A 25,962-nucleotide genomic window follows, 5' to 3' on the forward strand; every position below is an offset into this window, starting at 1 on the left:
TTTGCGCTACAGGTTCCTTAGCCAAAAACTTCTCTAATTCCGCCAAAGCATCGCCATCAACCTTAGATCGGTGTTTTATTGGGTGGCATTAGAAACTATGCCTGCTCTAATTTTATCAAAATCAGCTTAGGCACTGGGATCACAAAGGAAAATAAAGTTTTCGGTGCTAAACAAGCGCAAGCTTTCAGGTTCAAAATCTATACCAATCGGCTGATTTTAGCAGAGGCAAATTATAACCTGAGTGAGACATTAACTAGAGAAGACTATTCTAAGATGTTAGATGACGCGCAAGGAGAAGCAGTAATGATTTTACCTGCATCTGTTAAAAAGAAATGGAAACTACTGGCAACAGCCTTTATTTGTCCTCTAACACTAATTGGTGTTGGCATTCAGCAACAACCGCTTCAAGCACAACAAAATCCATCTAAGACTAATGTTGCTGCTTTGCCAGATGGTATTTACCTGTACGGAGATTCGCCACAGCCCAACCAAGTTCTTCAAAACTATATCGTGTTTCAACGCCAGAACGATCGCGTCGTTGGTGCAATCTACGCGCCGCGATCGGATTTTGCGTGCTTCACTGGTAAAATTCAGGGAAATACACTGTACGGGAAGGCAATCTCAGCCGGAAAAGTTCAAACAGTTGAACTCAATACTCAGTTAACAAATCTGCATTCTATCCGCACAATTAGCTCAAACGATCGGCGCATTCTTTCAACGTGCCAACAGACAGCGCGAGCTAACATCTCCAGGTAAATCTTTTACTTAGCTAAAATGGTGCATGAGGCTGGCGGTGCGTTAAACTGCGTTAACCCACCCTACGAATTGAAAATTTCTCGTTTCTCGTTACCAGGCAGAGCCTGGTAATGAAGATCTAGAGGCTCTGCCTCCATTAAAAAATAGTACAAAATATGAGTTTTTACCGCCAACTTAAGGGCGCTGAAAAAAATCCGTTTGATTGACTTATTCTCAGGAAGAGGCGGCATGAGATTAGCCTTTGAATCCGCGGCTGGTTCCTTGAATCTGGAAACAGAATGCCTCTTAAGCAGCGAAATCAATCCCGACGCTCAGTTAGTTTACCAGTACAGGGTAGGTGGCTAATTGACTATCGCGGTGGCAATTCGATTCATTCTTGGGTACTGGGTTTGCGAGGCGAGTGCAGTTTATACGAAATTGAGTTGATGAAGAGTTTTATATTGAAAAGGCGAAATAAATAATTTGGCCATGACGCAGATGGCAAGCTATTAACTAAAGAGCAAATAGCTACTTTTTTTGCTCATCCCAATCTCGATAAAATTCTGGATTCCTGGGTAACAAAAAAGTACCTGCAGGGGAACATCGCAATTCTCCTTTTCGGAAACTCCTTTTAATATAACCTTAAGTAAGGTACGCCATCAGCACCCTAGTTTTGGGCGGGCATCCTGCCCGCCCCACAAGAAGCCAAACAGCTTTACGATAAAGTAAGATGAGCAATGCCCACCCTACTAATATTAGCTTTGGGCTACAGGTTCCTTAGCCAAAAACTTCTCTAATTCCGTCAAAGCATCGGCATCAACCTTAGTCTGCATCGGACAGAACTTAGGCCCGCACATTGAACAGAATTCAGCAGTTTTGTAGATATCCGCCGGCAAAGTTTCGTCGTGATATTCCTTTGCCCGTTCTGGATCTAATGACAGCTCAAATTGACGGTTCCAATCGAAGTTGTAACGCGCTTTCGAGAGTTCATCATCGCGATCGCGCGCACCCGGACGGCCCCGTGCAATATCTGCAGCGTGAGCCGCGATTTTGTAAGCAATCAGCCCGTTTCGGACATCCTCAGCATTCGGCAATCCTAAGTGTTCCTTCGGCGTCACGTAACACAGCATTGCAGTACCGTACCAACCAGCCATCGCCGCCCCAATTGCTGAGGTAATGTGGTCGTATCCAGGCGCAATATCTGTCACCAACGGCCCCAAAACATAGAAGGGTGCTTCCGAACACTCCTCCATTTGTTTCTTGACATTAAACTCAATTTGATCCATCGGCACGTGGCCCGGGCCTTCCACCATTACCTGCACGTCATGTTCCCAAGCTTTGCGAGTTAATTGTCCCAAAGTTTTGAGTTCAGCTAATTGAGCCTCATCCGACGCATCGTGAGTGCAACCGGGGCGCAGAGAATCTCCCAAACTAAACGAAACATCGTATTTTTTGAAGATTTCAATGATGTCGTTAAAGTGAGTGTAGAGGGGATTTTGTTTGTGGTGATGCAGCATCCACCGCGCCAAAATGCCGCCGCCACGAGAAACAATTCCAGTGAGTCTATTTTTTACCAACGGCAAATGCTCAATCAAAATTCCGGCGTGAATGGTTTGGTAATCAACACCTTGTTGAGCGTGTTTGTCAATGATGTGAAGAAAGTCATTCGCTGTCAGACTTTCCATATTACCGTGAACACTTTCTAGTGCTTGGTAAATTGGTACAGTACCGATCGGCACTGGTGAAGCTTTGATAATCGTAGTGCGAATTTCATCCAAATTGCCGCCGCCGGTGGACAAGTCCATCACGGTATCGGCGCCGTATTTCACTGCTAGTTTAAGCTTGTCAACTTCTTCTTCCATATTGGAAGAGTTGGGAGATGCACCGATATTAGCATTGACTTTGCATTTAGAGGCAATACCGATCGCCATCGGTTCTAAATTCGTGTGATTGATATTAGCCGGAATAATCATCCGTCCCCGCGCTACTTCGGCGCGGATAAGTTCTGGCGGGAGATTTTCTCGCTTAGCAACAAAGTGCATTTCCTCAGTAATTACACCTTGGCGGGCGTAGTGCATTTGAGATACATTGGTGTGCCCCTGACGCTTAGCGATCCATTCGGTACGCATATTTAATTTCCTTGATAAACAGCTTCCCTCCGCTGGTATTACCCAGACTCAGGTTCTAAGGGTGTTTTCTCAGCCCGGATATTCGGGCACCCCTAGCTAAGCTGTTGATTGTATCACCGATTTCTGTGCGCCACGGCAGCAACTAAGGAAATCTTAATATTGAGAAATAGATGAGGGGAGCGAGAGCCCTTTTGGGGCTTCTGATATTTTTGATGTTTAAAAAGTGCGATCGTACCCCATTTAATAATCTAAAAATAATCACATTTCAACTGCATCAAAATTAGACAGGACAGTTTTTTTTATTTTGCTACTGCCCATTTTTGCTGTTTTTCACCGCTACAGTAAGCTGGATTTTTAATTTTATTTGGACTTGAGATATTGCCTACTGATGTACTGTCCCATATGATACCTTTACTCCACAACAGCTTGTCAACCATTGATGTACATCTTTATAGCTACAAAATCCTGCTGGTTCTGGCAATTCCTTCTCTAATTTCTCTACAGTTTCACGATTGATTATTCTTGGTCTTCCCGAAGTTGGTTTTTGGGATAATAATTCTTCCCTTCCCCGTGACGATAGCTAGACAATTATCTTTCATTGCAGGCTAAATACGATGTTTCCCGACGCGCAGAGAAGAAAACGATACAGTTTGTACCGTTTGGGTTTTGGGCAAATACAGAGATTGCTGTTGTTCTTGTCGGTGAGCATTTTTAACTCTGAGCGAGCAGAGCTTTCAGTTCAGATTCTGTTTTCCCCATTTGAATCTTGACAACTCCTGACATTTTCGCTCTTTATATTTGGGTAATAACTCACAAAAATGACATCTACTAACTGTAGCAGTTTTTTAGAAAGTTGGTTAATTTATGAAACTCATTTGAAGCTTTGTCAATTTATTTTTTATGACATTTAAGAATGTTAAATTTTCTTTACTGATTGATACAAAAATATAATTAAATGATATCCGCTTGAGCGCAATCCGATAGAGCCAAGGAGAGTAAAAGCCAATAAATAAATAAATAAATAAATAAATAAATAAATAAATTACACTTTATTAACTTTTAATATGTTTTAAGATTTTTAGGGCATCCTAGATAGATCAGCATAGTTCGCTAAAAGCAAGCATAGCCTTTCTAAGATAGTGAACTTTTGGCTGTAGAAAAAGCCTTTCTGACTCGCTGCCCTGGTATCCTCTACGCTTTGTAGAAAATTCCCGGCAAAAACTGGGCTAACTTTTGTTGAGTAAATTACTATGTTACAATCAACTCTAACAATAATTAAGTTTTAAAACCGGCCTTAACCTTACGCTCAATTCCTTTGCGATCGCTAGAATAACAATGACTATCAACTTAGCTGGCTATCAATTCGTTGAAACCCTCCACAGCGGGATAAGAACTTCAGTCGATCGCGCTCGGAAGGATGCAGACTTTTCCAGCGTGATCGTCAAAAGGCTAAAGGCTGAGTATCCCACTCTTTCTGACATCACCCGCTTGCGACACGAATATCAAATCCTGCACAGCTTGAACGTAGAAGCGATTGTCAAAGCCATTAGTTTAGAAAGCTATAAAAACGGTTTAGCACTGATATTAGAAGATTCAGGCTCCGAGTCTCTCAACGATTGGATGAAGGGTAAAAAACTCACAACCATTCAATTTATTTCTTTGGGTCTCCAGCTTGTCTCTGCCTTAGCAGAGATCCATAAACATAACATTATTCATAAAGATGTAAAGCCACAAAATCTTATCATCAACCCAGCCACTGAAAAAGTTCAAATTATTGATTTCAGCATCGCTTCGCGCCTGGAGCGAGAAAATTCGACCCTCAGCCATCCAGATTTGCTCGAAGGCACCCTCGCCTATATGTCGCCCGAACAAACTGGCCGGATGAATCGGTCAATTGACTACCGCACTGATTTTTATTCACTCGGCGTTACCTTCTATGAAATACTCACAGGTGAGTTGCCCTTTAATTCCACAGACCCGCTGGAATTGGTACACAGCCATATTGCCAAAACTCCCATTCCCCCTCACCAGCTAAATCCTGAAATCCCACCCCAAATTTCAGCGATTGCGATGAAGTTATTAGCTAAAAATGCTGAAGACCGCTACCAAAGCACTGAGGGACTCAAATTTGACTTAGAAACTTGCTTGATAAAGCTACAGGCTAGCGGATATATTTCCAACTTTGTTGTTGGAAGTGCGGATAAAGCAGGGCAATTAAATATACCGCAAAAGCTCTACGGTCGCGACCAAGAAATTGAAATAATTCTAGCAACTTTCGATCGCGTTGCCAGTGGCACTAGCGAATTAATGCTGGTTTCAGGTTATTCCGGGATAGGGAAAACAGTTTTGGTGAATGAAGTTCACAAACCCATTGTGCGGCAACGAGGCTATTTTATTGCGGGGAAATTTGACCAGTTCAAGCGCAATATTCCTTATACTTCTCTGATTCAAGCATTCCAATCCTTAACTCAGCAACTTCTAACCGAAGGCGAAGTAGAAATCCAAACTTGGAAAGAAAAACTGTTATCCGCTTTAGGCGATAACGGACAAGTCATCATTGATGTTATCCCTGAAATCGAATTAATTATTGGCAAACAGCCACCCGTAGCTGAGCTAGGGGCAACTGAAGCTCAAAACCGTTTCAGTCGCGTCTTTAAACAATTCATTGGCGTATTTACAACTATTGACCATCCCTTAGTTATCTTCCTCGATGACTTGCAGTGGGCGGATTCGGCATCGTTGAAATTAATAGAATTGCTAATAACTGATTCTGATAGCAAGTATTTATTGCTGATTGGGGCATATCGGGATAACGAAGTTTCTCCAACTCATCCGACTATTCAAATGATTGACAAGATTCGCCAAACTGGTGCGACGGTGAATAATATTGTCCTTCAACCATTACACCTGGTTCATGTCGAAGAATTAATTGCAGATACTTTAAATGAATCGGGCGGTTCGGAATCCCTGTCTGTAAAGACGCGAAATTTCGCGTCTCTACTTTTTAATAAAACGCAGGGCAATCCTTTCTTCATAAGTCAACTCCTCAAAACTCTCTATCAAGAAGATTTGTTGACTTATAACTTCACCCCCCTAATCCCCCCTTACCAAGGGGGGACAAAGGGGGGTTGGCAATGGAATATCGAGCAAATTCAAGCGATAGGCATCACCGATTACAATGTTGTCGAACTGATTGCTAGAAACATACGCAAATTGCCCGAATATACACAAAAAGTATTAAAATTGGCTGCTTGTATTGGCAACACTTTTAACTTAGAAATTTTGGCAATTGTCAATCAGGAATCATCCTTAGTCACGGCGGCGCAATTGTGGGAAGCTCTTCAAGCTGGGTTGATTTTACCTTTGAGCAATGAATACAAAATTCCCCTGGTATTTAATCAGGAAGAATCGGGCGGTTTTACCTTGACTGATGTGAAGGTTGACTACAAGTTTTTACATGACCGAGTGCAGCAAGCTGCCTATTCTTTGATTCCCCATGAACAGAAAAAAGAGACTCACTTAAAAATCGGTCAACTGCTGCTGCAAAGTACAACGCCAGAAGACCGAAAAGAAAATATTTTCGCTTTAGTTAACCAACTCAATTATGGTACTGGCTTACTTACCACTGAATCCCAAAAATATGAACTCGCCCAATTGAATCTGATTGCAGGTCAGAAAGCGAAAGCTGCTACAGCCCACGATTCCGCCGTCAAATATTTGCAAGTAGGTTTATCTCTGCTAGCGGTAGATAGCTGGGAGAATCGGTATGAACTGGCATTAAGGCTGTATGAGGAAGCAGCAGAGTCAGCATATTTGAGTGGTGATTTTGAAGCAATGCAGAGATTCGTTGAGATAGTACAAAATTGCGCCAAAACGCTGCTGGACAAAGTGAAAGTGTACGAAGTCCAGATTCAAGCTTATATGGCGCAGAACAAGCTGGTCGAAGCATTGAATACGGGGCTGCAAGTCTTAAAGCAGTTGGAGGTAGAGTTTCCCGACTCGCCAAACCCATCTGATATTGGCCAGGCGCTGGGGGAAACTGCGGCAATTTTGAGCGGAACCCGAATTGAGGACTTAATCGATCTCCCTGAAATGACTGATCCTTATCAATTAGCAGCGATCAGGATTTTGTCAAGTATTTTTTCTGCTTGCTATTCTGGGATGCCCGTACTGGTGCCTTTAACGGTCTGCAAACAGGTCAATTTATCCGTTCAATATGGCAATGCTTCTGTGTCTCCCTTTGCATATGCGGTATATAGTCTTCTTCTTTGCGGGGCGGTAGGAGATATTGAGCGGGGCTATGAATTGGGCCAATTAGCTTTACGTCTAGTGTCAAAGTTAAATGCCAAAGAAATCGAAGTCAAGACTTGCCACTTAGTGTATGCAGCCGTTCAACATTGGAAAGAACACGTCCGGAATACCTTAGAACCTTTCCTGTCAGCTTTCTCTAGCGGGCTAGAAACTGGAGATTTAGAATATGCTGGCTATGCGGTCATGGTATGGAGTCATTACTCGTTTTTTGTTGGCAAGCAACTAATTCAACTCGAACGAGAGATAGCAACTTACACAGATGCCCTTGATAAAATCCGCCAAGAAACAGCGCTTAATAATACAAAAATCTGTTGGCAAGCCGTCTTAAACATGATGGGAAGAAGCGAAAATTTCTGCCTGTTAAAGGGGGAAGTATACGACGAAGAGAAAATGCTGCCACTATATCAGCAAACCAACAACCAACTAGCAATTCATTACTTATACTTGCACAAAGTTGCGCTGGGTTATATGTTTGAGAATTACGCGGAATCTTTAAAAAATATCCCTCAAGTAGAAAGTTCTTTCGGATCGTCTACAGGGCAGCTAACTGTTGTTATCTTCTATTTCTACGATTCTCTAGTACGGCTAGCTGTGTATTCTGAAACTTCGCCGTCCGACCAACAGGACATTCTTAACCGAGTACAAGCTAATCAAGAGAAATTGCAAAAATGGGCACATTATGCCCCAATGAATCATCTGCATAAATTCTATTTAGTAGAGGCCGAAAAGCATCGTGTTTTAGGCGAAAAAATAGAAGCGATCGAGATGTACGACAAAGCGATCGCTCTTGCCAAACAAAACGAGTATATCAACGAAGAAGCATTGGCTCACGAACTCGCTGCTAAATTCTATTTGTCATGGGGTAAAGAAAAGATTGCCCGCACCTACATGACCGATGCTTATTATGCCTATATGCGCTGGGGAGCTTTAGCTAAAGTTAAACATCTAGAAGAAAAATACCCGAAATTAATAGCGCGATCGCCTGCGGTCACCGAAACCCCTTTCAACCCTACGAGGACAATTCCTCCTTTGACCATTACAGGCGGTCAAACAGAGTTGCTAGACTTGGCAACTGTAATGAAAGCATCTAGTGCCATTTCTAGCGAAATTGTTCTACCTAACTTGCTCACCAAGTTAATGAAAATTTTGATAGAAAACGCCGGCGCTGAAACTGGAGCACTTATTCTCTCAAAAGAGGGTCAACTTGTTATAGAAGCGGCGGGGACTAAAGATCGAGTCCGAGTGCTAGAATCTTTACCAGTATCAACTTATGGGCAAGTGCCTATCTCGGTACTTAATTACGTCACCAGAACTCAGAAAGATGTCGTTTTAAATGATTCCAGCCGCGAGGAAATCTTTAACACCGACCCCTACATTACCCAACACAAACCAAAATCAATTTTGTGTGTACCTATCCTCTCTCAAGGTAAGTTAAGTGCCATCCTGTACCTAGAAAACAACGTGATTGCTGGCGCTTTCACGCCGAAGCGGGTTGAAGTGTTGCGGATGCTATCGGGACAAGTTGCGATCGCCTTAGAGAATGCCAACCTCTATCACACTTTAGAAGTCAAAGTAGAAGAGCGAACCGAGGAATTAAAAGCCAAAAATATGCGCCTAGAAGTAGAAATTCAAGAGCGACAGCAAGCCGAGCAAGCGGCCGAAGCCGCCAACCGCGCCAAAAGCCAATTTCTCGCCAATATGAGCCACGAACTCCGCACACCGCTCAACGGTATTTTAGGTTATACCCAAATCCTCAAACGAGATACAGGTTTAAGCAGTCAGCAAATTTCTGGTATTAATATCATTCATCAGTGTGGCGAACACCTCCTAACTCTGATCAATGACGTTTTAGACCTCTCCAAAATCGAAGCCGGAAAAATGGAACTCTATCTCACCGAGTTTCACCTGTCAGACTTTCTCCAAGGCATTACTGAAATCTGCCAGATTCGCGCCCACCAGAAGGGAATCTCTTTGATTTACGAACCGCTAACTCCACTTCCTACTTGCGTCCGAGCCGATGAAAAAAGGTTGCGGCAAATTCTCATCAACTTACTCGGCAATGCCATAAAATTCACCGAAAAAGGAGGCGTTAGTTTTAAAGTAGACAGGCTGGAGACTCAGCAATCTTTGTCATCACCAATCGCCAATCCCCAATCCCTAACAGCGAAATTTATTTTCCAAGTAGAAGATACAGGCATTGGCATCGCGCCCGACGAACTCTCAAAAATATTTTTGCCCTTCGAGCAAGCCAGCGGTTCAGTTAGCCAGATAGAGGGGACAGGATTAGGGCTGCCAATTAGTCGCCAATTAGTGGAGATGATGGGCGGCGAACTGAAAGTACAAAGCTCTTTAGGTAAAGGCAGTATTTTCTGGTTTGAGTTAGAGTTGCCTATTACCGAAAGCTGGGAAGGGTATCAAAAAGAACCTGAAAAAATTATCAGGGGTTTCTCAGGCGATCGGCAAAAAATTTTAGTCGTTGACGATCGCTGGGAAAATCGATCGGTTCTAGTTAATCTTTTAGCTCCCATTGGGTTTGAATTAATGGAGGCAACGGACGGTCAAGACTGCGTGAAGAAAGCGCTGTTATTTCAACCTGACTGTATTATAATTGACTTAGTAATGCCAGTGATGGACGGCTTTGAAGCGGTGAGGCGGCTCAGAAAAATCCCTCCATTAAAGGATGTAATCGCGATCGGAACTTCTGCTAGCATTTTATCCGGCGATCCCCACAGCATTTTGCATGCTGGTTGCAACGCTTTTCTCCTCAAACCAATTCGGGCAGAAAAGTTATTAGAATGCTTGGGCCACCATTTACGTTTAGAATGGGTTTATGATGAGCGAACAACTTTCAGTTCAGAAGGTATCTTCACCGAACTCCCTTCCCAAATCCAAGACCAACCACTGATTGCTCCCCCTTCGGAAGAAGTTGCAGTCCTGTTCGATTTAGCCATGAAAGGTGAACTCCTCAGTATTGAGCAGCGAGCCAGCAAGCTGAAGGCAATAGATATGCGTTATGCACCTTTTGCCAATCAGTTGCTTGAATTAAGCAAAAACTTTGAAGAAGACAAATTAGTAGAATTTGTTCAACAGTTTAGATGAGGACTAAAAATGACTAGCGAATCTTTAGACAGAGGCACCATTTTAATTGTGGATGATACGCCCACTAATCTGGGTTCAGTATTGGATTTTTTGACCGCATCTGGCTTCACTGTTTGGGTAGCTCGCAGTGGGTCGAGCGCTCTCAAAAAAGTGCAATATTCCCAGCCTGATTTAATTTTGTTGGATGTTCTGATGCCAGAGATGGACGGATTTAAAACCTGTCAAAATCTGAAAGCGAATGACTTAACTAAAGATATCCCAGTCATTTTTATGACCGCGCTGGACGATACAGAAAGCAAAGTCCAAGGCTTTAATGTGGGGGGAGTTGATTATATCACTAAGCCCCTTCAACACGAAGAAGTTTTAGCTCGCGCTATCACGCACCTGAATCTGCGAAATCTAACTAAAAAGCTTCAGGCGCAAATTGTCGAGCGCGAGCGAGCGCAAGCCGATCTACAAGTTTTGGCACAACAGCTAGAGACGCGAGTAGAACAGCGCACCGCTGAACTTTCCCAAACGAATGAACGCCTCAAGCAGGAGGCTGCTGAACGCAAGCTTGCAGAAGCAGCTTTGCAAGCATCGGAAGCGCGAGAGCGGCACAAAGCCCTAGAGCTCGAAAATTCCCTGGACGAACTCAAGCAGGTGCAAAGCCAGCTAATTCAGAGCGAAAAAATGTCCGGGCTAGGCCAACTCGTAGCTGGCGTAGCCCATGAAATCAATAATCCAATTAATTTTATTTATGGAAATCTTTCCTATGCTCTGGAATATTCAAAAGCTTTGGTCACTATCCTTGACCTCTACGAAAAGCACTATCCTCATCCGCCTCAAGATATACAAGCAGAAATCGTGGCAAGCGAGCTAAATTATCTCAAAGACGACTTGCCTAAATTGTTCAAATCGATGTACTTAGGAGCCGATCGCATCCGCGAAATTGTTTTATCTTTGCGCCTCTTCGCACGGCAAGAAGGATATGAAATGAGAGCGGTCAACCTTCACGAAGGCATGGACAGCACGCTGATGATTTTACAGAGCCGACTAAAATTTAACTCAGACCGCCCCTCGATTGAAGTGGTGCGGGACTATTGCCCAAACCTGCCCGAAGTGGACTGTTATGGGGGAGAAATGAATCAGGTATTTATGAATGTACTGGCAAATGCGATCGATGCTATTGACGAGTGGAACACCCAGAGAGCGCTAGAAGAAATTAAAGCGAATCCTAGCGTGATTCGGATTAGCACAGAAATAACCAGCAACAATTACGTAGCTGTCCGAATTGTGGACAATGGGCCAGGGATATCGGAAGAGGTTCGTCGCCACGTATTTAACCCGTTTTTTACGACAAAACCCCCCGGTAAGGGCACAGGGATTGGGTTGTCGATTAGCTGGCAAATTGTAGTGGAAAAACACCGGGGAAGCTTGGGGTGTATTTCTGCACCAGGCGGGGGAACAGAGTTTATTATTGAGATTCCGATTCGGCAGGAGTCTCCTGTCTTGTCGCTGTCAGCTTGATAGAATGTCGGGTATCTTCATCCATAATTGTGCGCTGTGATGGGCAATCGCGGGGTTTCTGCGATTGCCCATCACAGCGCACAATTACCAACAAGAAAATTCGGGTGTGTACGTAGCGGTGTAGGTAACACCTAACTAACTGTCCGAAGATTCATCGGATTGTGGCTGTTTTTGAGGATCTTTTTCCCCGGCAATAAATCCTTCTGTATCCTGCTTTAATTCTGATACAAGTGCGCCTCGATCACGCCAAGCTGCGGCATTATCAGGCTTGATGGCAATAGCTTGATCGTAAGCTGCCATTGCTTCCTCGTACCGCTTTAATTCAGACAAGACTATCCCCAGATGACGCCAAGCGTCGTAGGAGTCTGGCTTAATAGCAATTGCTTTCTCATAAGCTGCGATCGCTTCTTCATTGCGCTGCAATTTTGCCAATGATTCGCCTTTACAAAACCAAGCTTCGTAACACTCGGAATTAAGGGTAATTGCGGATTCGTAAGAGGCAATTGCTGCTTCGTGCTGCGACAGTTTGTCGAAAGCTGCACCTCGGTTGTGCCACACTTCAAAATCCTGCGGTTTAATCGCTATTGCTTTGTCGTAGGATTCGATCGATTCTTGATATCGCTGCATTTTTCCGAGCACAGCGGCTCTATTGTACCAAACTTCGTGTTTGTCGGGCCGGATGCCGATCGCCCGATCGTAAGAATCAATAGCATCGCTGTAGCGGAGCAGTCTCCACAGCATATTGCCTCGATTGTACCAAGTTTCGTATCTGTTGGGATTGAAAGCCAGAGCGCGATCGTAAGAATCAACTGCTGCTGCGTACTGCTGTACTTTGGCCAGCATCGCACCCCGGTTGTGCCAAATTTCACTGTCGGTTGCTTTGATAGCGAGGGCGCGATCGTAACTGGCGATCGCTTCTTCGTAATGCTGCAATTGACCCAACAAAGCCGCTATACTGTGCCAACAAGCGTATTTTCGAGATTCGCTCGAACTTGCTCGCTCGTAACAGGCGATCGCCTCTTCGTACTGCTGCAATTTTGCCAGCAAATGCGCTTTATTATACCATGCTTCGTAGTTATCCGGTTTAATCGATATTGCTTGGTCGTAACAGGCGAGTGCTTCTTCCGGGCGCTGCAATTTTATTAACACATTTCCGCGCCAATACCAAGCCTCATTCAAAAATTTATTCGCTAAAACAGCTTTTTCCAAACACACTAATGCCTCATCATAATTGCCTTGAAAATAAAGCCCTTCGGCTTGCTTGATATAATCGTCAGCAATCAAATTATCGTCGTTAGCGGGTGCCGTTTGCGAATTTTGGGAATTGTTTAAGGCCGATTGAGGCGCGATTTTGAGAGCTTCTTTGGCAACAACTGCGGGAACTTGGGAAATTTCTTGAACAATTTGATATTTTTTATCGTCAACTTCTTTCAGCAAAACTTGCAGGTGCATGATAAATTGAGATTTGAGAGTCTCAATTTGCTCGACGGAAGATTTGGAGAGTTCAGTTTCTCTAGTTAAAAAATCAAGGGATTGTTTAGCTGCACCCATTTGCGCTTCTAATTCATCCCTCAACTTTTGAGTTAGTTGGCTAGAATTTCTGAGCTCGGATTCCAATACACCAATGCCCTGCAATCGTTTATTGGCATCAGCAACCAACTGTTTGATTATCAGCCGTCGCATCATCCAAAAAAATGCAATTGTCATCGGTGGAAATACCGTACCAAGAATCAGCAAAATATTGAGCAGAGTTATGGTACTGTTAAAACCATATCCAGATTCAGCACTGCCACTAGACGGGGAGATAAAAGCGAAAACCTCGCGAACTTGAGGATTGCTTTCAGCCCCAGTTTCGATTAATTTAGCCAGCCAGGTTTCTTGTAAAGATTTTGTTAGTTCATCGCCGGATGCAGCAGGAGTATTCGCCTTGGTTTTTGCACTAGCAGATAAATCGGGTTGAGCGGCCGCTACCAACAAACCTGTCGGCGATTTTACAGCAATTCGCGGGGAAAATTGTTCGTGAGCGATCGTCTCAGGCTCGCTAATTGACTCAGCCCGACGGGATACGGTAGTATTTGGGGAAAATTGTTCGTGGGTGATCGTCTCAGGCTCGCTAATTGACTCAGCCGGACGCGATTCAGTATTATTTACAGCATCAACAAAGTTGCTAGCTTGCGGTGTCTGAGGAGAAATAGGAGGTGCAGCAGGATTGGTGCTAGTATTAGCAGTTAAATTCTGGGATGCGAGGGCTGCCAGAGTCAAGAGAGCTAGATTAGAGACGCGCATAAACGTCAACTCATTTAGGAGAAATTGGTGCTTGGTTGTCAGCGATCGGGCGATCGACCTCATACTCTCAGCAGTTAGAATAGCTGACTAGAGGAATGCTGACTTACTATCTCCAAAATACGCGCGCAGCCTGACTTTTCAGGAAAAGTGCCAATAATTCTGGCTGTGGAACTTTTGTCCAAAAATATATTCTCGCGCCTAATCCGGTTGAATAACCCTCGAAATCATCGGGGCGGGTTTACCAATCTGCACAATTAGCCCAATATCCGGGTGAACCCGCCCCAACAGACCCAATTTTTAGCTTTAAACCCTAGCTACAATTGCTTCTGGCTGCTGACGTTCAGCCGCCACTTCCTCTAAATCAGCACCGAAAATTTCACAGCTATTATTCGGACTTTCAATCAGCTTAATCTTGTGCAACTGGGCGCCCAATTCCCGAACGGGCGATCGCAATAATTGCCCGATCCGAACAGCAATATTCTCCGCAGTCGGCACAACATTCTCAAAATAAGCAATATCCTTATTTAAAAAAGTGTGATCGAACGGTTCAACCACATAATCGTCAATAGCTTTTTGCAAAGCTCCCAAATCAGCAATCATGCCAGTCCGCGCATCAATTTCCCCTTTAACAGTCACCTCTAAATGATAATTGTGACCGTGACCGTTGGGACGAGCACATTTGCCGTAAACTTCCGAGTTTTCTTCAAAGCTCAAATCGGGACGAGCCAACCGATGGGCGGCACTAAAATGAGTGGACAAAGTTAAATAAGCTTCCATTCCGTTTCCTAAATATTCAGCCCAAAGTTCGGGATGTTCAAACAATTGAATTTTGCTCAGAGGTAAATGAGGGGCTAGCCGCAGCCAAATTTGCCGTGCTATGTTTTCGGTAGTTGGCAGAGTCTGTTCAAATTCCGGCCACGCTTCGTTGAGAAAGGAAAAATCGAGATCCTTGATAACTTCCCGCTTGATGACGTGCTTGACATCAGACAGGTTGAGCACCATGCCGTACTCGTCGAGTTCGCCTATCATGGAAACGTAAATGACGTAATTGTGCCCGTGTCCCGGTGCGCGGGCAGTTGGGCCAAACCGCTCAAAGTTCTCAGCTTCGCTTAACTCCGGCAGCCAGTACCGGTGACTCGCAGAAAACTGTGCCCGACGATTGATGATGCACTGCATAAAAGTCAATTAGGGTAAGCTTGTTAAGTTCTGTAAAGGACTCGCTTCTTAAGGATAAACTAATTTTTGCTGGAATTTTTCAATAATTTGAGGGTGCTGTCAATGAATTTCTACCAATTTTCCAGATATTGGCAACAAGTCGCTGATCGATCGCGCTGCCGGGCCCATTTTACGCCACAACACAGATATCCGGCAGAAAATACCGCTACAAAATAGTTTTTCGCCATCAGTTACTAACCCATCAGTTACGAGTCTTTGAGAGAGTGGGTGAAGCTGAGCTATTCCGTTGGCGAAGCGTTCCCGAAGGGTAGGGAATCGACTTTTTTGCCACACAGGAGACTCCACAGTTCGAGTTTTTCGCCTAAGCTCTGCAATAGTTAGCCGTTGGCAGTTCAGTTGCTCTCAAAACTAATCACCAATTACCCATTACCCAATATTAATGAATTCGATTACTGCACGAGCCGATCGCTTTTTTGAACATTTCTGGGGTGCGATGACAACCCCGCTATTCTATATCGGGGACACTCATCTCTCCATCAGTGCGATCGTTAAACTGATAATCTTAGCTATATTTGCCTTGATTATAGCTAAGATTATCAGTGAAGGAATCAAGCGCAGCGTGCTAGTTCGGATGAGATTGGATCGCGGTAGTCGAGAAGCAATTTCTACGATCATTAGCTATATTTTAGCCACTATTGGCTGTATATTCGTCCTGCAAGGTTCCGGCATCAACCTCACTTCTCTCACCGTCTTAGCTGGGGTTGTCGGCATTGGTTTCGGCTTCGGCTTGCAAAATCTCGCCAGTAACTTTATCAGCGGGCTCACCCTGCTATTCGAGCACCAAATTAGAGTCGGAGACTTTATTGAAATAGACAAGTTATTAGGAACAGTAGAAACAATTTCTATCCGCTCTACCATTATTAAAACAATTGACGGTCTATTTGTAATCATACCAAATATTAAGTTTGTCGAAACTAATATTATTAACTGGAGTTACAGAGACCCCAGATGTCGCCTCCACATTCCCATCGGCGTTGCTTACGGATCTGACCCCGTAATAGTTACGGAAGCGCTGTTAATTGCGGCGCGGATGGAGTCGAATGTTCTGTCCCATCCTTCTCCTAAAGTATGGTTTCACGGTTTTGGAGATAATGCTTTAAATTTTGAACTTTTGGTTTGGATTGACCAGCCACAGGAAAGCGATGCTATTAAAAGCGCGGTAAATTTTTTAATAGATTACGAATTGCGCCACCGAAATATCGAAATTCCCTTTCCCCAACGGGATTTGTGGCTGCGAAACCCGCAAGAGTTAACTCAACTTTTTCACAATAACAAAGATGATAATTCCAACGGGAAAGTTTTTCCGCAAGATGCCAAACATTCAGCAGATTTACAATCTAATTCCACCCTTTCTGAACCTAAAAAGCCAGCGCCTAAATCCCCCAATAATTGGACGCTGCGAGATTTGTTGAGGCGAGTAACTTATTTTGAACAGTGTACGGATTTAGAACTGCGACAGTTGATTGAATACGGCTACCGACAACTGTTTCCAGCAGGACAGGTTGTATGTAAAGAGAATGACCCTGGCGATTCTTTTTATATTATTCTTTCGGGGACTGTAGAAGTTCTTTCTCAAAAAGCCGGTCAGTATATTGCTACGCTTCACGAGGGCGAGTTTTTTGGGTAAATATCTTTGCTGTTGGGAACTCCGAGAACGGCGACTGTTAAAACTAGCGAAGATGCAATTTTGTTTGTGGTGGAACGCCACGACTTGCAAAAACTTTTAAGAGAACAACCCAATTTAGCAGATCAGATTGCTCAAAAATTGTCGGAACGCCAGCAAGCTTTGAGAGATTTGGGATTGTTAGATGGCGACTCTCTGGAACAAACTCCTTTTATTAAAATTCGCAAGCGAATTCAAGTTCTTTTTGGAATTTGAAAGAAGGAAGTTCGGCAACGAGCAATGTACAAGATGTAACGGATGTCAGGAAGAAGGAAGAGGGAAGAGGGAAGTTCGGCAACGAGCAATGTACAAGATGTAACGGATATCAGGAAGAAGGAAGAGGGAAGAGGGAACAATCTGCTTTTTTAACTTTTAATTTTTAATTCATCCTGCGCTTCCCGCCGCAGTCTAGCGGCAATTCTAAACAGTTCTTGACCGGTGTGCAAGTGGCGATCGTCATAATTGAGGGTAAATAGCTGCAATTCTTCTATTCCGTCTCCGACTTGATTGATGCAGTAGTAGAGATGGGCCGCAACTCCGGCTACATTAGATGGATTGGGCATTGATGTAAGAAAGTTATGAGCTTTTTTGAGGAACTCGCGGCTGGTTTCGATATAAAGTTGAAACTTTTCTATCAGTTCGTCATCAAATGGATCTGCTGACAATTCGTCTATTTCTTTTTTAAGCGGCTTCAAGATGCTGTTGAGCATTTTATTGACTGGTTTGTATACTTTAATCAGCCACTGTTCCATTTGTTCATCAGCGTCCCTAGCTGTTTGTTTTTGCTGGCGGCTGACGTTTGGTGCGCTGGGTGATTGCTGTTGAGTTTCCTGGGAAAGTTGGCGATCGTAAGATTGTCTGTGCTGGGCATCTCCTAATATTTCATAGGCTGCATTGAGGCGGACAATTTCTTCGTGACCCGCTGTGTCGCTGCGGCTGTCGGGGTGAAATAATTTGACTAAACGGCGGTATGCTTGTTTAATCTCGGCTTGTGTTGCGGTTGGGCTAATTTTTAGGGTTTTGTAGTGATTGGTAACGGAAGACACGCTCTTATTTCCTTGAACTCTAGATAATCTGTGAAAAAGTGCTTGACAAAAATATCATGATTTGCTATTTTTTTGAGAATTTATCTGATATAAATGTCAAAAATTGTCAGTAAAAAACGTCAGTTTTCAACTTATCATAAATCTATTTTAGAAAAACATTGAGGCTTTGGAAGTGGTAAGCCGATCGACATTGAGGACTCCTATAGCGCTCCTCCCGCAACAGTTAGCTCCTTCTTTTCTTGTATCTTCCCTCCCCACAACAGCGCTCAGCCCGCTTCGTTAACACGCCCAAAGCGGTTGAAAAAAAGCGCATTCAAAAATTCGGCATCCTTCGCGATCGAGAAAGCTACAATCTATCACCATTCTTTAATCTACTAAAAAGCAAAGCAGAGCGTACAGTCTACGCCCTGCTTTGTGTTTCTGGGACTTGGGCTGGAGGTTAGCCTAGTTGATGGCCATCGCCAGATTGAGTTCTGGATCTTGGAACAAGGGAGTGCTGAGATAGCGTTCGCCAAAGCTAGGCTGAATCATCACAATCAATTTCCCTGCATTTTCGGGACGCTTGCCGACTTTCACCGCCGCACATAGTGCCGCACCGCTGGAAATACCCGACAAAAGTCCTTCTTCTCTGGCTAAGCGACGGCCATAGGCGAGCGCGTCATCATCCGTAACAACTATAATTTCGTCTATCGAATCCACATTCAGCACCGGCGGCACAAAACCAGCACCGATACCTTGAATTTTGTGAGGCCCGGGCTTTCCGCCCGACAGTATCTGACTGTTGGCCGGCTCAACGGCGATCGCCTTAAACTCGGGTTTCCGGGACTTAATCACCTCTGCCACGCCCGTAATCGTACCGCCAGTGCCGACTCCCGAAATCAGGAAATCCACCTCGCCGTCTGTATCTTCCCAAATTTCCTCAGCCGTTGTCGAACGGTGAACCTGCGGGTTCGCTGGATTCCGAAACTGCTGTAACATATACGCATTGGGAGTTTTGTCCACAATCTCTTGAGCGCGGCGGATGCAGCCACTCATGCCCTCAATTCCGGGAGTCAGTTCTAGTTGGGCCCCGTAAGCTCGCAGCATCGATCGGCGTTCCGTGCTCATCGTATCCGGCATGGTCAAAATCAACTGGTAGCCCTTAGCCGCTGCCACCATTGCCAGAGCAATTCCGGTATTGCCAGAAGTCGGTTCCACTAAAACCGTTTTGCCTGGACTAATCAGCCCTTCTGCCTCTGCTTGATTGACCATATTGACACCGATGCGGTCTTTCACCGATGCTGCCGGATTCATGCCTTCGAGTTTGACCACAATCCGAGCCACGCAGCCTTCGGCTTGGGGAATGCGGTTAAGTTGCACCAGGGGCGTCCGCCCTACCAATTCTGTAATGTCGCCAGCAATACGCATAATCTTTGTCAGTTTGTGGTTGAAAGTAAATCTTAATTCCTAGTTGGTAATATTTTAACTAGATGTAATACATGATATCGAGCTGCCGTCTGCCATTGCGCTTTTCGCACAGATCCTGTAGAGTATATTTTTGCAAAACTGAGTTGGCAATCGATCGAGCTTCTTGCCAAACTTCCCAAATCACCGCACTTTCTACAGTTTGAGCAGGCGAGTCTTTTTCAGAGCGATCGAACTCTGAGCCCTCGAGACAGTTGATAATTTCTAGGAGGGTAATTTTCCAGGGTTCCCTCGCCAATATATAACCTCCCTTAGCTCCTCGCTGGCTGCGAATCAGCCCGCAGCGTCTCATAGTAGCGAGCAACTGCTCTAAATATCGATCGGGAATATTTTGCTGAGCCGCTATCTGGCGAATTTGCAGAGGCTCACCTTCTTCGTAGCAATCGGCCAGCTCCAGCAAAGCTAAGATTGCGTATTCGCTTTTACAGGAGAGTTCTACCATAATTGCTTCCAATACCAGAATTATCAACTCCGAAGTCAGATGTTAAAATTCTCCTCAATGTTGAGTTCCCAATTCTAACTCCTAACTTTACCTTTTATTATACCCCGGTTTTCCACTGAACTTAATCGACTTTCATCACTTCATCGTTGGAATGATCCGCACTCTCGCTTCTGTGAAACCCAGTTGCTAGTTTTGACTCTCTCTCCGCTTCCACGACGGCATTACCTCAAGAAACCGGCTTTCTGCGTCTATGACTAATAATTTTTAATTTTTAATAGATTCTCGGCGCCCCTTTGTCCCGTAAACAAAAAAGCCCTGCAGTAGGCAGGGCTAAACTGGGCATTTAGAGTTGTCAGCAGAGAGGGTATGACCCCCTCCCATGCCTCATCTAACCCGCTCTTAGAACGTGAAAGTAGTTCTCAGAGTACCAATGATGATGTCATCATTACGGTCATCTTGATTAGGATTTGTCACCCAAATCACGCCCGGAGTAACAGAAATGTTGTCCGAGAGCTGAAACTTGTAGAACCCTTCAACGTGATAGGAATCATCGTTGCGGAAGCTCCGCAAACTGCTTGCAGCTTCAAGTTTATCCAAGTAAGGCTCACGACCTACCACGAACCCTAGCAAGTTGCCTTCTTTCCCTAAATCAGGCAAAGCCAAGGTAACAGCGTAGTTCCAGATTCTCGCATCGCCGATGCCGAGAATGCGGGCATTGGTTAAACCAGCCCAGCCACCAAGGATAAATCTCGGGCTCAGTCGCAACGAAGCCTGAGCACCGTAGGAGTTGGTGACAACTTTGCGAGCACCGAAGCCGTCAAAACCCTCGCTCAAACCGTTGAGAGAATTAGCCACGCCGGTACCGGTGAAACCGCCGAGGTTGTCGATTCCATTTCCCAAACCGTTGTCAAAGCCAAAGTTACCTCGATTAAAGTAACCGTGGTTATAGTTGAAAGCAACTTGCAAGTTGCGTCCAGGAGTAAAAGTCAACTGACCCATCGCGGCGTAGTCGCCGTTCAACAAGCCAGCACCCTTAACCGGACTGGCTGCATTTGACGCCAAATAACCAAATGACAGAGAAGTTGGGCCGAACACGCCGCCCAGTAAGCCCCTGCCGCCAAAGGCATAGTCAAAGCCAATACCTGCGCCACCACCCAAACGGTAGATGGGGTTACGCTGTCCAAAGGCGCTCAGTGCTCCGTTGCCGCCGTCAAAGTCTTCAAAGTAAGGGTTGACAGTCGGCATAATGTCGTCCCAAACGCCAGCGTTGGCTATCAGGCTAACGTTGAGTCGCTGACCGACGGGGAACTTGTATAACAAGGTGTCGAGGGCAACAACGTTATCGGTTCTGCCGACTACGTTCCAAGTTTGAGTGCCTTCGCTTGTAGCACCAAGGTTGAAGTTGCGACCGTTGCCGACTTGAAGCCTGGTCAGCAGTAAGTCTCTGCCGGTGAAGCTAGTATTTAAATTCAGGCGCACCCGTTGTTGGAAGACAGCTTCGTTGTTGTCGCTGCCTAATCTTCTTTCGTCTCTGCCAAACAAGCCAACGTTGCCACCAAAGTCATCGCTGAGAGCGAAAATTGCTTCCCCAGTCAGCTTAGTAGTGGTGGAGAATTGGTTGGCTTCGAGTTCGGATGTCCGAGCTTCCAGAGCATCGACGCGACCGCGCAGGGTTGCCAGTTCCGCTGCAAATTCTTCTTGGAGCCGTTGGAGGGCTGCCAAGTCATCTCTCGTAGCGAAGTTGCCCGTGCCGCCTCTAATTAGCTCGCTCACTTTGTCTAAGCAAGCATTTAAACCGGCTGCGAATTCGTAGCGAGTCATTGCCCGGTTGCCGCGGAAAGTTCCGTCGGGATAACCGGCAATACAGCCGTAGCGCTCGACTAGGGATTGCAGTGCTTGGAAGGCCCAGTCTGTGGGCCGCACGTCGGAAAGTTGGGAAACAGAGGTAACTTGACCTTGAGTTTCGCCGCCGGCAGCACCTTCGCTGCTGTACTCGTTGAGCTGTTCTAATGTGGCGGCTGGGTTTTGCTCTTGTGGTGCGGCAGTTTGGGCTAAAGATTCAGCCGGTTGTGGCAAACTTTGTTCTGCCGACTCTGCCACTGCCGGGGCTGGAGTTTCTAATTGAACAGCACCGATTTGCTCTGGGAGAGCGGTAGCTGCCGGGGCTGGAATTTCTAGTTGGGCTGCCGGGGCAGAATTTTCTACTGGTTGAGCTACTGTTGGCTCAACTGCGGCTAAAGATTCACTTGTAGGTTGTGATGCCGCTTGGGGCTCTGCCTCAGCAGGGGCTGTGTTTGCTCCGACGATCGCACTTTCAGTTGCAGCCGTGGCCGAATCTTCAATCGCTGCATGGGTTTCGCTGCCAGCGACTGGGGAAATTTCTTCTACTGGCTCGGAGGCTGCAGTTGTTTCGGAAACAGCAGCTAAAGCATTTAGTTTCGCTTCGGAGGTTTCAGCGGTTTCAGCTTTTGCGACAGCCGGATTGACCGCATCAGCAGCCTGCTGAGCGTCTGCTGCCATCGCGCTCGAAGAAACTACTAGGGTAGCTCCTAAGACTGCTGGGCTGATTAGTAAGTAACTCCACAAAAATTTCGACATATTCACTCTCATCCTCACACCGATTACAGAGAAACTTTTCTAGTCTTCTATGTGGTCAGTCGTTGCTCAACTAGCATACTCTAAAAAGAGACCTAAAATTCACTTTTTCTTTGGATTCTTTTGGGCTGACCGAGTATATAGATGTGACTGACGGCTGCATAAAGCCTGTTTTTAAACCTTTACTCAACGGCGTCAAAACCATACCCGGTTTGGGCTGTGGATTGATTTGACTGCTGACACTAGACAGCGCCCGATCGCCTTATTTACTTTTTAGCACAGCACGCCCGACTCGTCTAGGCTGATTCGACTTTAACCTCCAAGCTGTGCCCGAGGACGCTAAAGACTTGGCGATGATCGAACAATTCTAACAAATCAGCGTTGATTTTGTTGTGAGCTGCTTCTTGCCGCAAAATTTTCATCGCTGCCTCTGTTCGCAGAGCTCGCTTGTAGGGGCGATCGCCTGCTGTCAGGGCGTCGTAAATATCGGCGATCGTCATCAATTGCGCTTGAATTGGAATTTCTGACTTGTTTAAACCTCGCGGATAGCCTGTACCGTCGAGTTTTTCGTGATGTCCGTAGGCAATGTCTGGAACATTTTTAAAATCTTTTGTCCAAGGAATTTGTTTGAGAAACTCGTAAGTGTGAGTTACATGAGATTCTATTTCAGAGCGTTCTTCCGGCGTCAGGTTGCCCCTCGACACCATCAATTGCAAGATCTCGTCTGGGTTCAGCAGGGGTTTCTTTGCCCCATCTATATCTCTGTAAGTTTGTCGAGAAATCTCTCGCAGTTGAGCTAGGGGTTCTGCTGCCAAAATGTGAGGCTCGTTTGCCTCTAGCAGCACTTCCCAGTATTCTGCTAATCTGGTTTTTGCCTCTGCTAGCTTAGTGTCTAGCTGTTCGATTTCCTGGCACTGAGCGCACTCTGGCTCCTGGGTCGGGTGTTTTCGGTAGGCTGAATGCTCCAGCAAGTATTTATATTTAGACTGGACGCATTCCATTTCCATTGTCCGTTGAGCTAAGCCAAAGCGATGGCGAATGATTTCTAGCTGTGCGGGGTAGAGCTTTTTCTGTTTGGTCAAAACTGCTTCGGGGACTCCAATTTTGCCAAAATCGTGCAGCAGGGCGGCGTAGCGAAGTTCTTGAATTTGGCGGTTGTTAAAGTAAATAGAGCGCAGTTCTCCGCTGTTGACGGTGTTTACTTCTTCTGAAAGGCGTACTGTGAGGGCTGCTACTCGTTCTGAATGGCCGTAGGTACAGGGGTCTCTAGCTTCTATGACTTGCACCGAGGCTTTGACGAAGCCCTCGAACAAATGTTCTATGCTGTCTTGGAGTTGATTGCGCTCGATCGAAATTGCTGCTTGAGAAGCGAGCGATCGAACTATCCTTTCTTCCCACTCCGAATACTGCTGCGTCGATTCCCAGGCATTGTTTGCTGTCAGCACCGTATCTGCCTTTGTTTTGCGGTTGATCAATTGCAGTACACCTATTGTCTCCCCCTGTCGGTTTTGCATCGGCAGTACCATTACCGAGCAAGTGCGGTAATCAATATCCCTGTCAAAACTGGTATCTAGCCGGTAGGGTACGCCCGGGGGTAAGTCGTAGGCATCAGACAGGTTCAAACTTAGACCTGTAATTGCCACGTATCCCGCCAAGCTTTTGTCTGTCAGTGGCAGGGCAAACTCTTTAAACGACAGTTTCGGTTTAGAAGCATTTTGGGCTACCTTGAACAGCAGCTTAGGTGTTTCGTCGCTGTGATCTACTAAGTAAACACTGCCAGCATCGCTGTAGGTGATTTCTCTACTTTTGGATAAAATTAAGTGTAACAAGTCGCCCAAATCTTGGGCGCTCGACAGAGCCGCGCCAATATCTAAAAGCTTTTCTATCAGATCGGTTTTTTCGGCAGCAGACTCGTTCTTGAACTCTGGCTTTTCAAATACGATCATGGTCGGATGATGGGGAATAGCCTTTTATACATTGAACGTTTGGTCTCTCGACTTTTTAGCACCCGATTCTAACCCCAAGTGGATTTTTTATTTGCGAGCTTTTATCTAGCGGGGACTCTTGTTGGGCCAGCGGGTACTTTTTTAATCTAGCGTAGAAGAAATCTCTTGGGCTAGCGCAAAGTCTTTCTCAGTTAAGCCTCCGGCATCATGAGTTGTCAAGTTAAGTGTAACTTTGTTATAGGAAATTTCTATGTCGGGGTGATGTGCAGCAGCTTCTGAGGGGGCGACCAACTTATTCACAAAGGCGATCGCTTCGATAAAATCTTTAAATAAACGGGTACAGCGCAGTTGTTTGCCTTCAACCGTCCAGCCTGACAATTGACTGGCGCGCTCTTGAATTTCAGTATTGTTAAGTAGCTCAGCCATATTTTTTTTCTTTGGGATTAGCAATGGCAGATTAACTGCCCACATGTAGAAACCCTGACCAAAAACTATCCGCTCTCACCAATAGCGTTTAGTCTCAAGTTTTAATACTTAAGATTTAACACTATTTGAGGTGAGAGCGGTCTAGCGGGTCTTCAGATTAGAACCTGACTGCCGGGAGAATCCCTAGCTCAGCCTGGTTCCCCGTGGAAGTCGTTTCCCGTTGGAGACGACGGCTGACTGCTAGTGAGCGGCCCCGGCGCACAGCCGGTAGTTTCCAATCTGATGACCCATGCGTTTACTACTTTCTATCATGGGCATCACCTCCAGGTTTAGCTAAATGGCTTTATATTGGAACGCACATCACCTAAATACAAGATTTAAGGTGATGATTTGTGCGCTAGCCATTGCCAGCGTTACCGAAAGAACTTGCGTTCTGAGTATCATTCCAGTAGTCACAATTATTAGAATAACACAAGGAATTAGAAGTGGGGGATGCAAATTGAGATTTTTGTGAGATCAGGGGAAATTACTGCAGCAGCAAGGTCTTCGATCGATCTCTACAGCAAGCGGACGATCGCAGTTTTAGCCATTTGTCTATATTTTCTTCAAAATCCGGGCTGTGCGGTTATCAGGTGCATTGCAAATCTGGCGGCGCGGAAAGGTCGATCGATTTCTTGCCATATAGATAGGATAGTTCACGAGATATAAAGACACAAGTTGTTCTAGCTACAGGCAGAGTTGGTTTTTGTACAAAATCAACTTTTTTTAGGGCGCTAATTCGATCGACTCCTGCAAACAAAAAGCTCCTGCCTGGTGGCGGGAGCTTTTTAACCATTAAGGGTAAAGCCTAAACTGCTTTATCTTACCCTTTTAAAATGTTGGAAATTTTGATATTTCGCGCTGATTACAGAGCGTTACCGCGAGGCAGAACTTCTTCAGGGAAGATGAAGTTTTCGTGGGGTTGGTCTGTCGGAGCCATCCAAGCACGAATGCCTTCATTAAGCAGAATGTTCTTAGTGTAGAACGTTTCAAACTCAGGATCTTCAGCAGCGCGTAATTCTTGTGATACGAAGTC

16 protein-coding genes, 1 pseudogene and 1 riboswitch are annotated in these 25,962 nt (G+C 45.3%); of the genes and pseudogenes, 6 read left to right on the top strand and 11 right to left on the bottom strand.

Annotated elements, in window-relative coordinates; translation table 11 throughout:
* Window positions 1-273: 273 nt before the first annotated feature.
* The gene (locus QUA03_RS18375) at window positions 274-756 is read left to right on the top strand and encodes a hypothetical protein (protein ID WP_333213743.1); all 483 of its coding nucleotides are present in this window, start codon (window positions 274-276) and stop codon (window positions 754-756) included.
* Between the two features lie 228 nt (window positions 757-984).
* On the top strand, window positions 985-1,101 hold the full coding sequence (locus QUA03_RS18380) for a hypothetical protein (RefSeq protein ID WP_333213745.1): 117 nt from the start codon (window positions 985-987) through the stop codon (window positions 1,099-1,101).
* Window positions 1,102-1,490: 389 nt separating this feature from the next.
* Here the strand turns inward: QUA03_RS18380 and thiC are convergent, their stop codons facing one another.
* Window positions 1,491-2,864, bottom strand: coding sequence for a phosphomethylpyrimidine synthase ThiC (gene thiC / locus QUA03_RS18385; RefSeq protein WP_333213747.1), 1,374 nt, complete (start codon window positions 2,862-2,864; stop codon window positions 1,491-1,493).
* Window positions 2,865-2,871: 7 nt separating this feature from the next.
* A riboswitch (TPP riboswitch) is annotated at window positions 2,872-2,968 on the bottom strand.
* Between the two features lie 1,231 nt (window positions 2,969-4,199).
* Here thiC and QUA03_RS18390 point away from each other — a divergent pair.
* Both QUA03_RS18390 and QUA03_RS18395 read left to right on the top strand, forming a co-directional pair.
* A complete protein-coding gene (locus QUA03_RS18390) occupies window positions 4,200-10,274 on the top strand; it encodes an AAA family ATPase (RefSeq protein WP_333213749.1) in 6,075 nt (2,024 codons plus the stop codon).
* A 9-nt stretch (window positions 10,275-10,283) separates the two neighbouring features.
* Entirely contained in the window at window positions 10,284-11,783 is a 1,500-nt protein-coding gene (locus QUA03_RS18395; RefSeq protein WP_333213751.1) for a response regulator, read from the top strand.
* Between the two features lie 135 nt (window positions 11,784-11,918).
* Here the strand turns inward: QUA03_RS18395 and QUA03_RS18400 are convergent, their stop codons facing one another.
* The 3 genes from QUA03_RS18400 to QUA03_RS18410 all read right to left on the bottom strand — a co-directional run bounded on the left by QUA03_RS18400 (window position 11,919) and on the right by QUA03_RS18410 (window position 15,590).
* On the bottom strand, window positions 11,919-14,132 hold the full coding sequence (locus QUA03_RS18400) for a tetratricopeptide repeat protein (protein WP_333213753.1): 2,214 nt from the start codon (window positions 14,130-14,132) through the stop codon (window positions 11,919-11,921).
* A gap of 240 nt (window positions 14,133-14,372) precedes the next feature.
* Window positions 14,373-15,245, bottom strand: a complete 873-nt coding sequence (locus tag QUA03_RS18405; RefSeq protein ID WP_333213755.1) for a 6-carboxytetrahydropterin synthase — start codon at window positions 15,243-15,245, stop codon at window positions 14,373-14,375.
* A 99-nt stretch (window positions 15,246-15,344) separates the two neighbouring features.
* Window positions 15,345-15,590: a hypothetical protein gene (locus tag QUA03_RS18410; protein ID WP_333213757.1), complete on the bottom strand. Its 246-nt coding sequence runs from the start codon at window positions 15,588-15,590 to the stop codon at window positions 15,345-15,347.
* A gap of 94 nt (window positions 15,591-15,684) precedes the next feature.
* Here QUA03_RS18410 and QUA03_RS18415 point away from each other — a divergent pair, with 94 nt between their 5' ends.
* Both QUA03_RS18415 and QUA03_RS18420 read left to right on the top strand, forming a co-directional pair.
* Complete coding sequence (locus QUA03_RS18415; RefSeq protein WP_333213759.1) at window positions 15,685-16,932, top strand: mechanosensitive ion channel domain-containing protein; 1,248 nt, start codon at window positions 15,685-15,687, stop codon at window positions 16,930-16,932.
* Between the two features lie 6 nt (window positions 16,933-16,938).
* Entirely contained in the window at window positions 16,939-17,184 is a 246-nt protein-coding gene (locus tag QUA03_RS18420; RefSeq protein ID WP_333213761.1) for a hypothetical protein, read from the top strand.
* A gap of 149 nt (window positions 17,185-17,333) precedes the next feature.
* On the opposite strand, the gene QUA03_RS18425 is transcribed toward QUA03_RS18420, so the two are convergent.
* The 7 genes and pseudogenes from QUA03_RS18425 to QUA03_RS18455 form a co-directional block, all read right to left on the bottom strand.
* Window positions 17,334-18,014, bottom strand: coding sequence for a J domain-containing protein (locus QUA03_RS18425; RefSeq protein WP_333213763.1), 681 nt, complete (start codon window positions 18,012-18,014; stop codon window positions 17,334-17,336).
* 444 nt (window positions 18,015-18,458) lie between these two features.
* Entirely contained in the window at window positions 18,459-19,421 is a 963-nt protein-coding gene (gene cysK, locus QUA03_RS18430; RefSeq protein WP_333213765.1) for a cysteine synthase A, read from the bottom strand.
* A 58-nt stretch (window positions 19,422-19,479) separates the two neighbouring features.
* Complete coding sequence (locus QUA03_RS18435) at window positions 19,480-19,920, bottom strand: Rrf2 family transcriptional regulator (RefSeq protein ID WP_242716025.1); 441 nt, start codon at window positions 19,918-19,920, stop codon at window positions 19,480-19,482.
* A gap of 399 nt (window positions 19,921-20,319) precedes the next feature.
* Window positions 20,320-22,518, bottom strand: a complete 2,199-nt coding sequence (locus QUA03_RS18440; RefSeq protein WP_333213767.1) for an iron uptake porin — start codon at window positions 22,516-22,518, stop codon at window positions 20,320-20,322.
* Between the two features lie 293 nt (window positions 22,519-22,811).
* Entirely contained in the window at window positions 22,812-24,461 is a 1,650-nt protein-coding gene (locus QUA03_RS18445) for an HD domain-containing phosphohydrolase (protein WP_333213769.1), read from the bottom strand.
* 141 nt (window positions 24,462-24,602) lie between these two features.
* Window positions 24,603-24,887, bottom strand: coding sequence for a 4a-hydroxytetrahydrobiopterin dehydratase (locus QUA03_RS18450; RefSeq protein WP_333213771.1), 285 nt, complete (start codon window positions 24,885-24,887; stop codon window positions 24,603-24,605).
* A gap of 904 nt (window positions 24,888-25,791) precedes the next feature.
* Window positions 25,792-25,962: pseudogene (locus tag QUA03_RS18455) on the bottom strand (photosystem II D2 protein (photosystem q(a) protein)); the annotation flags it as partial.

It is taken from the genome of Microcoleus sp. S36b_A4 (genome assembly GCF_036700645.1).
GTDB lineage: Bacteria > Cyanobacteriota > Cyanobacteriia > Cyanobacteriales > Microcoleaceae > Microcoleus.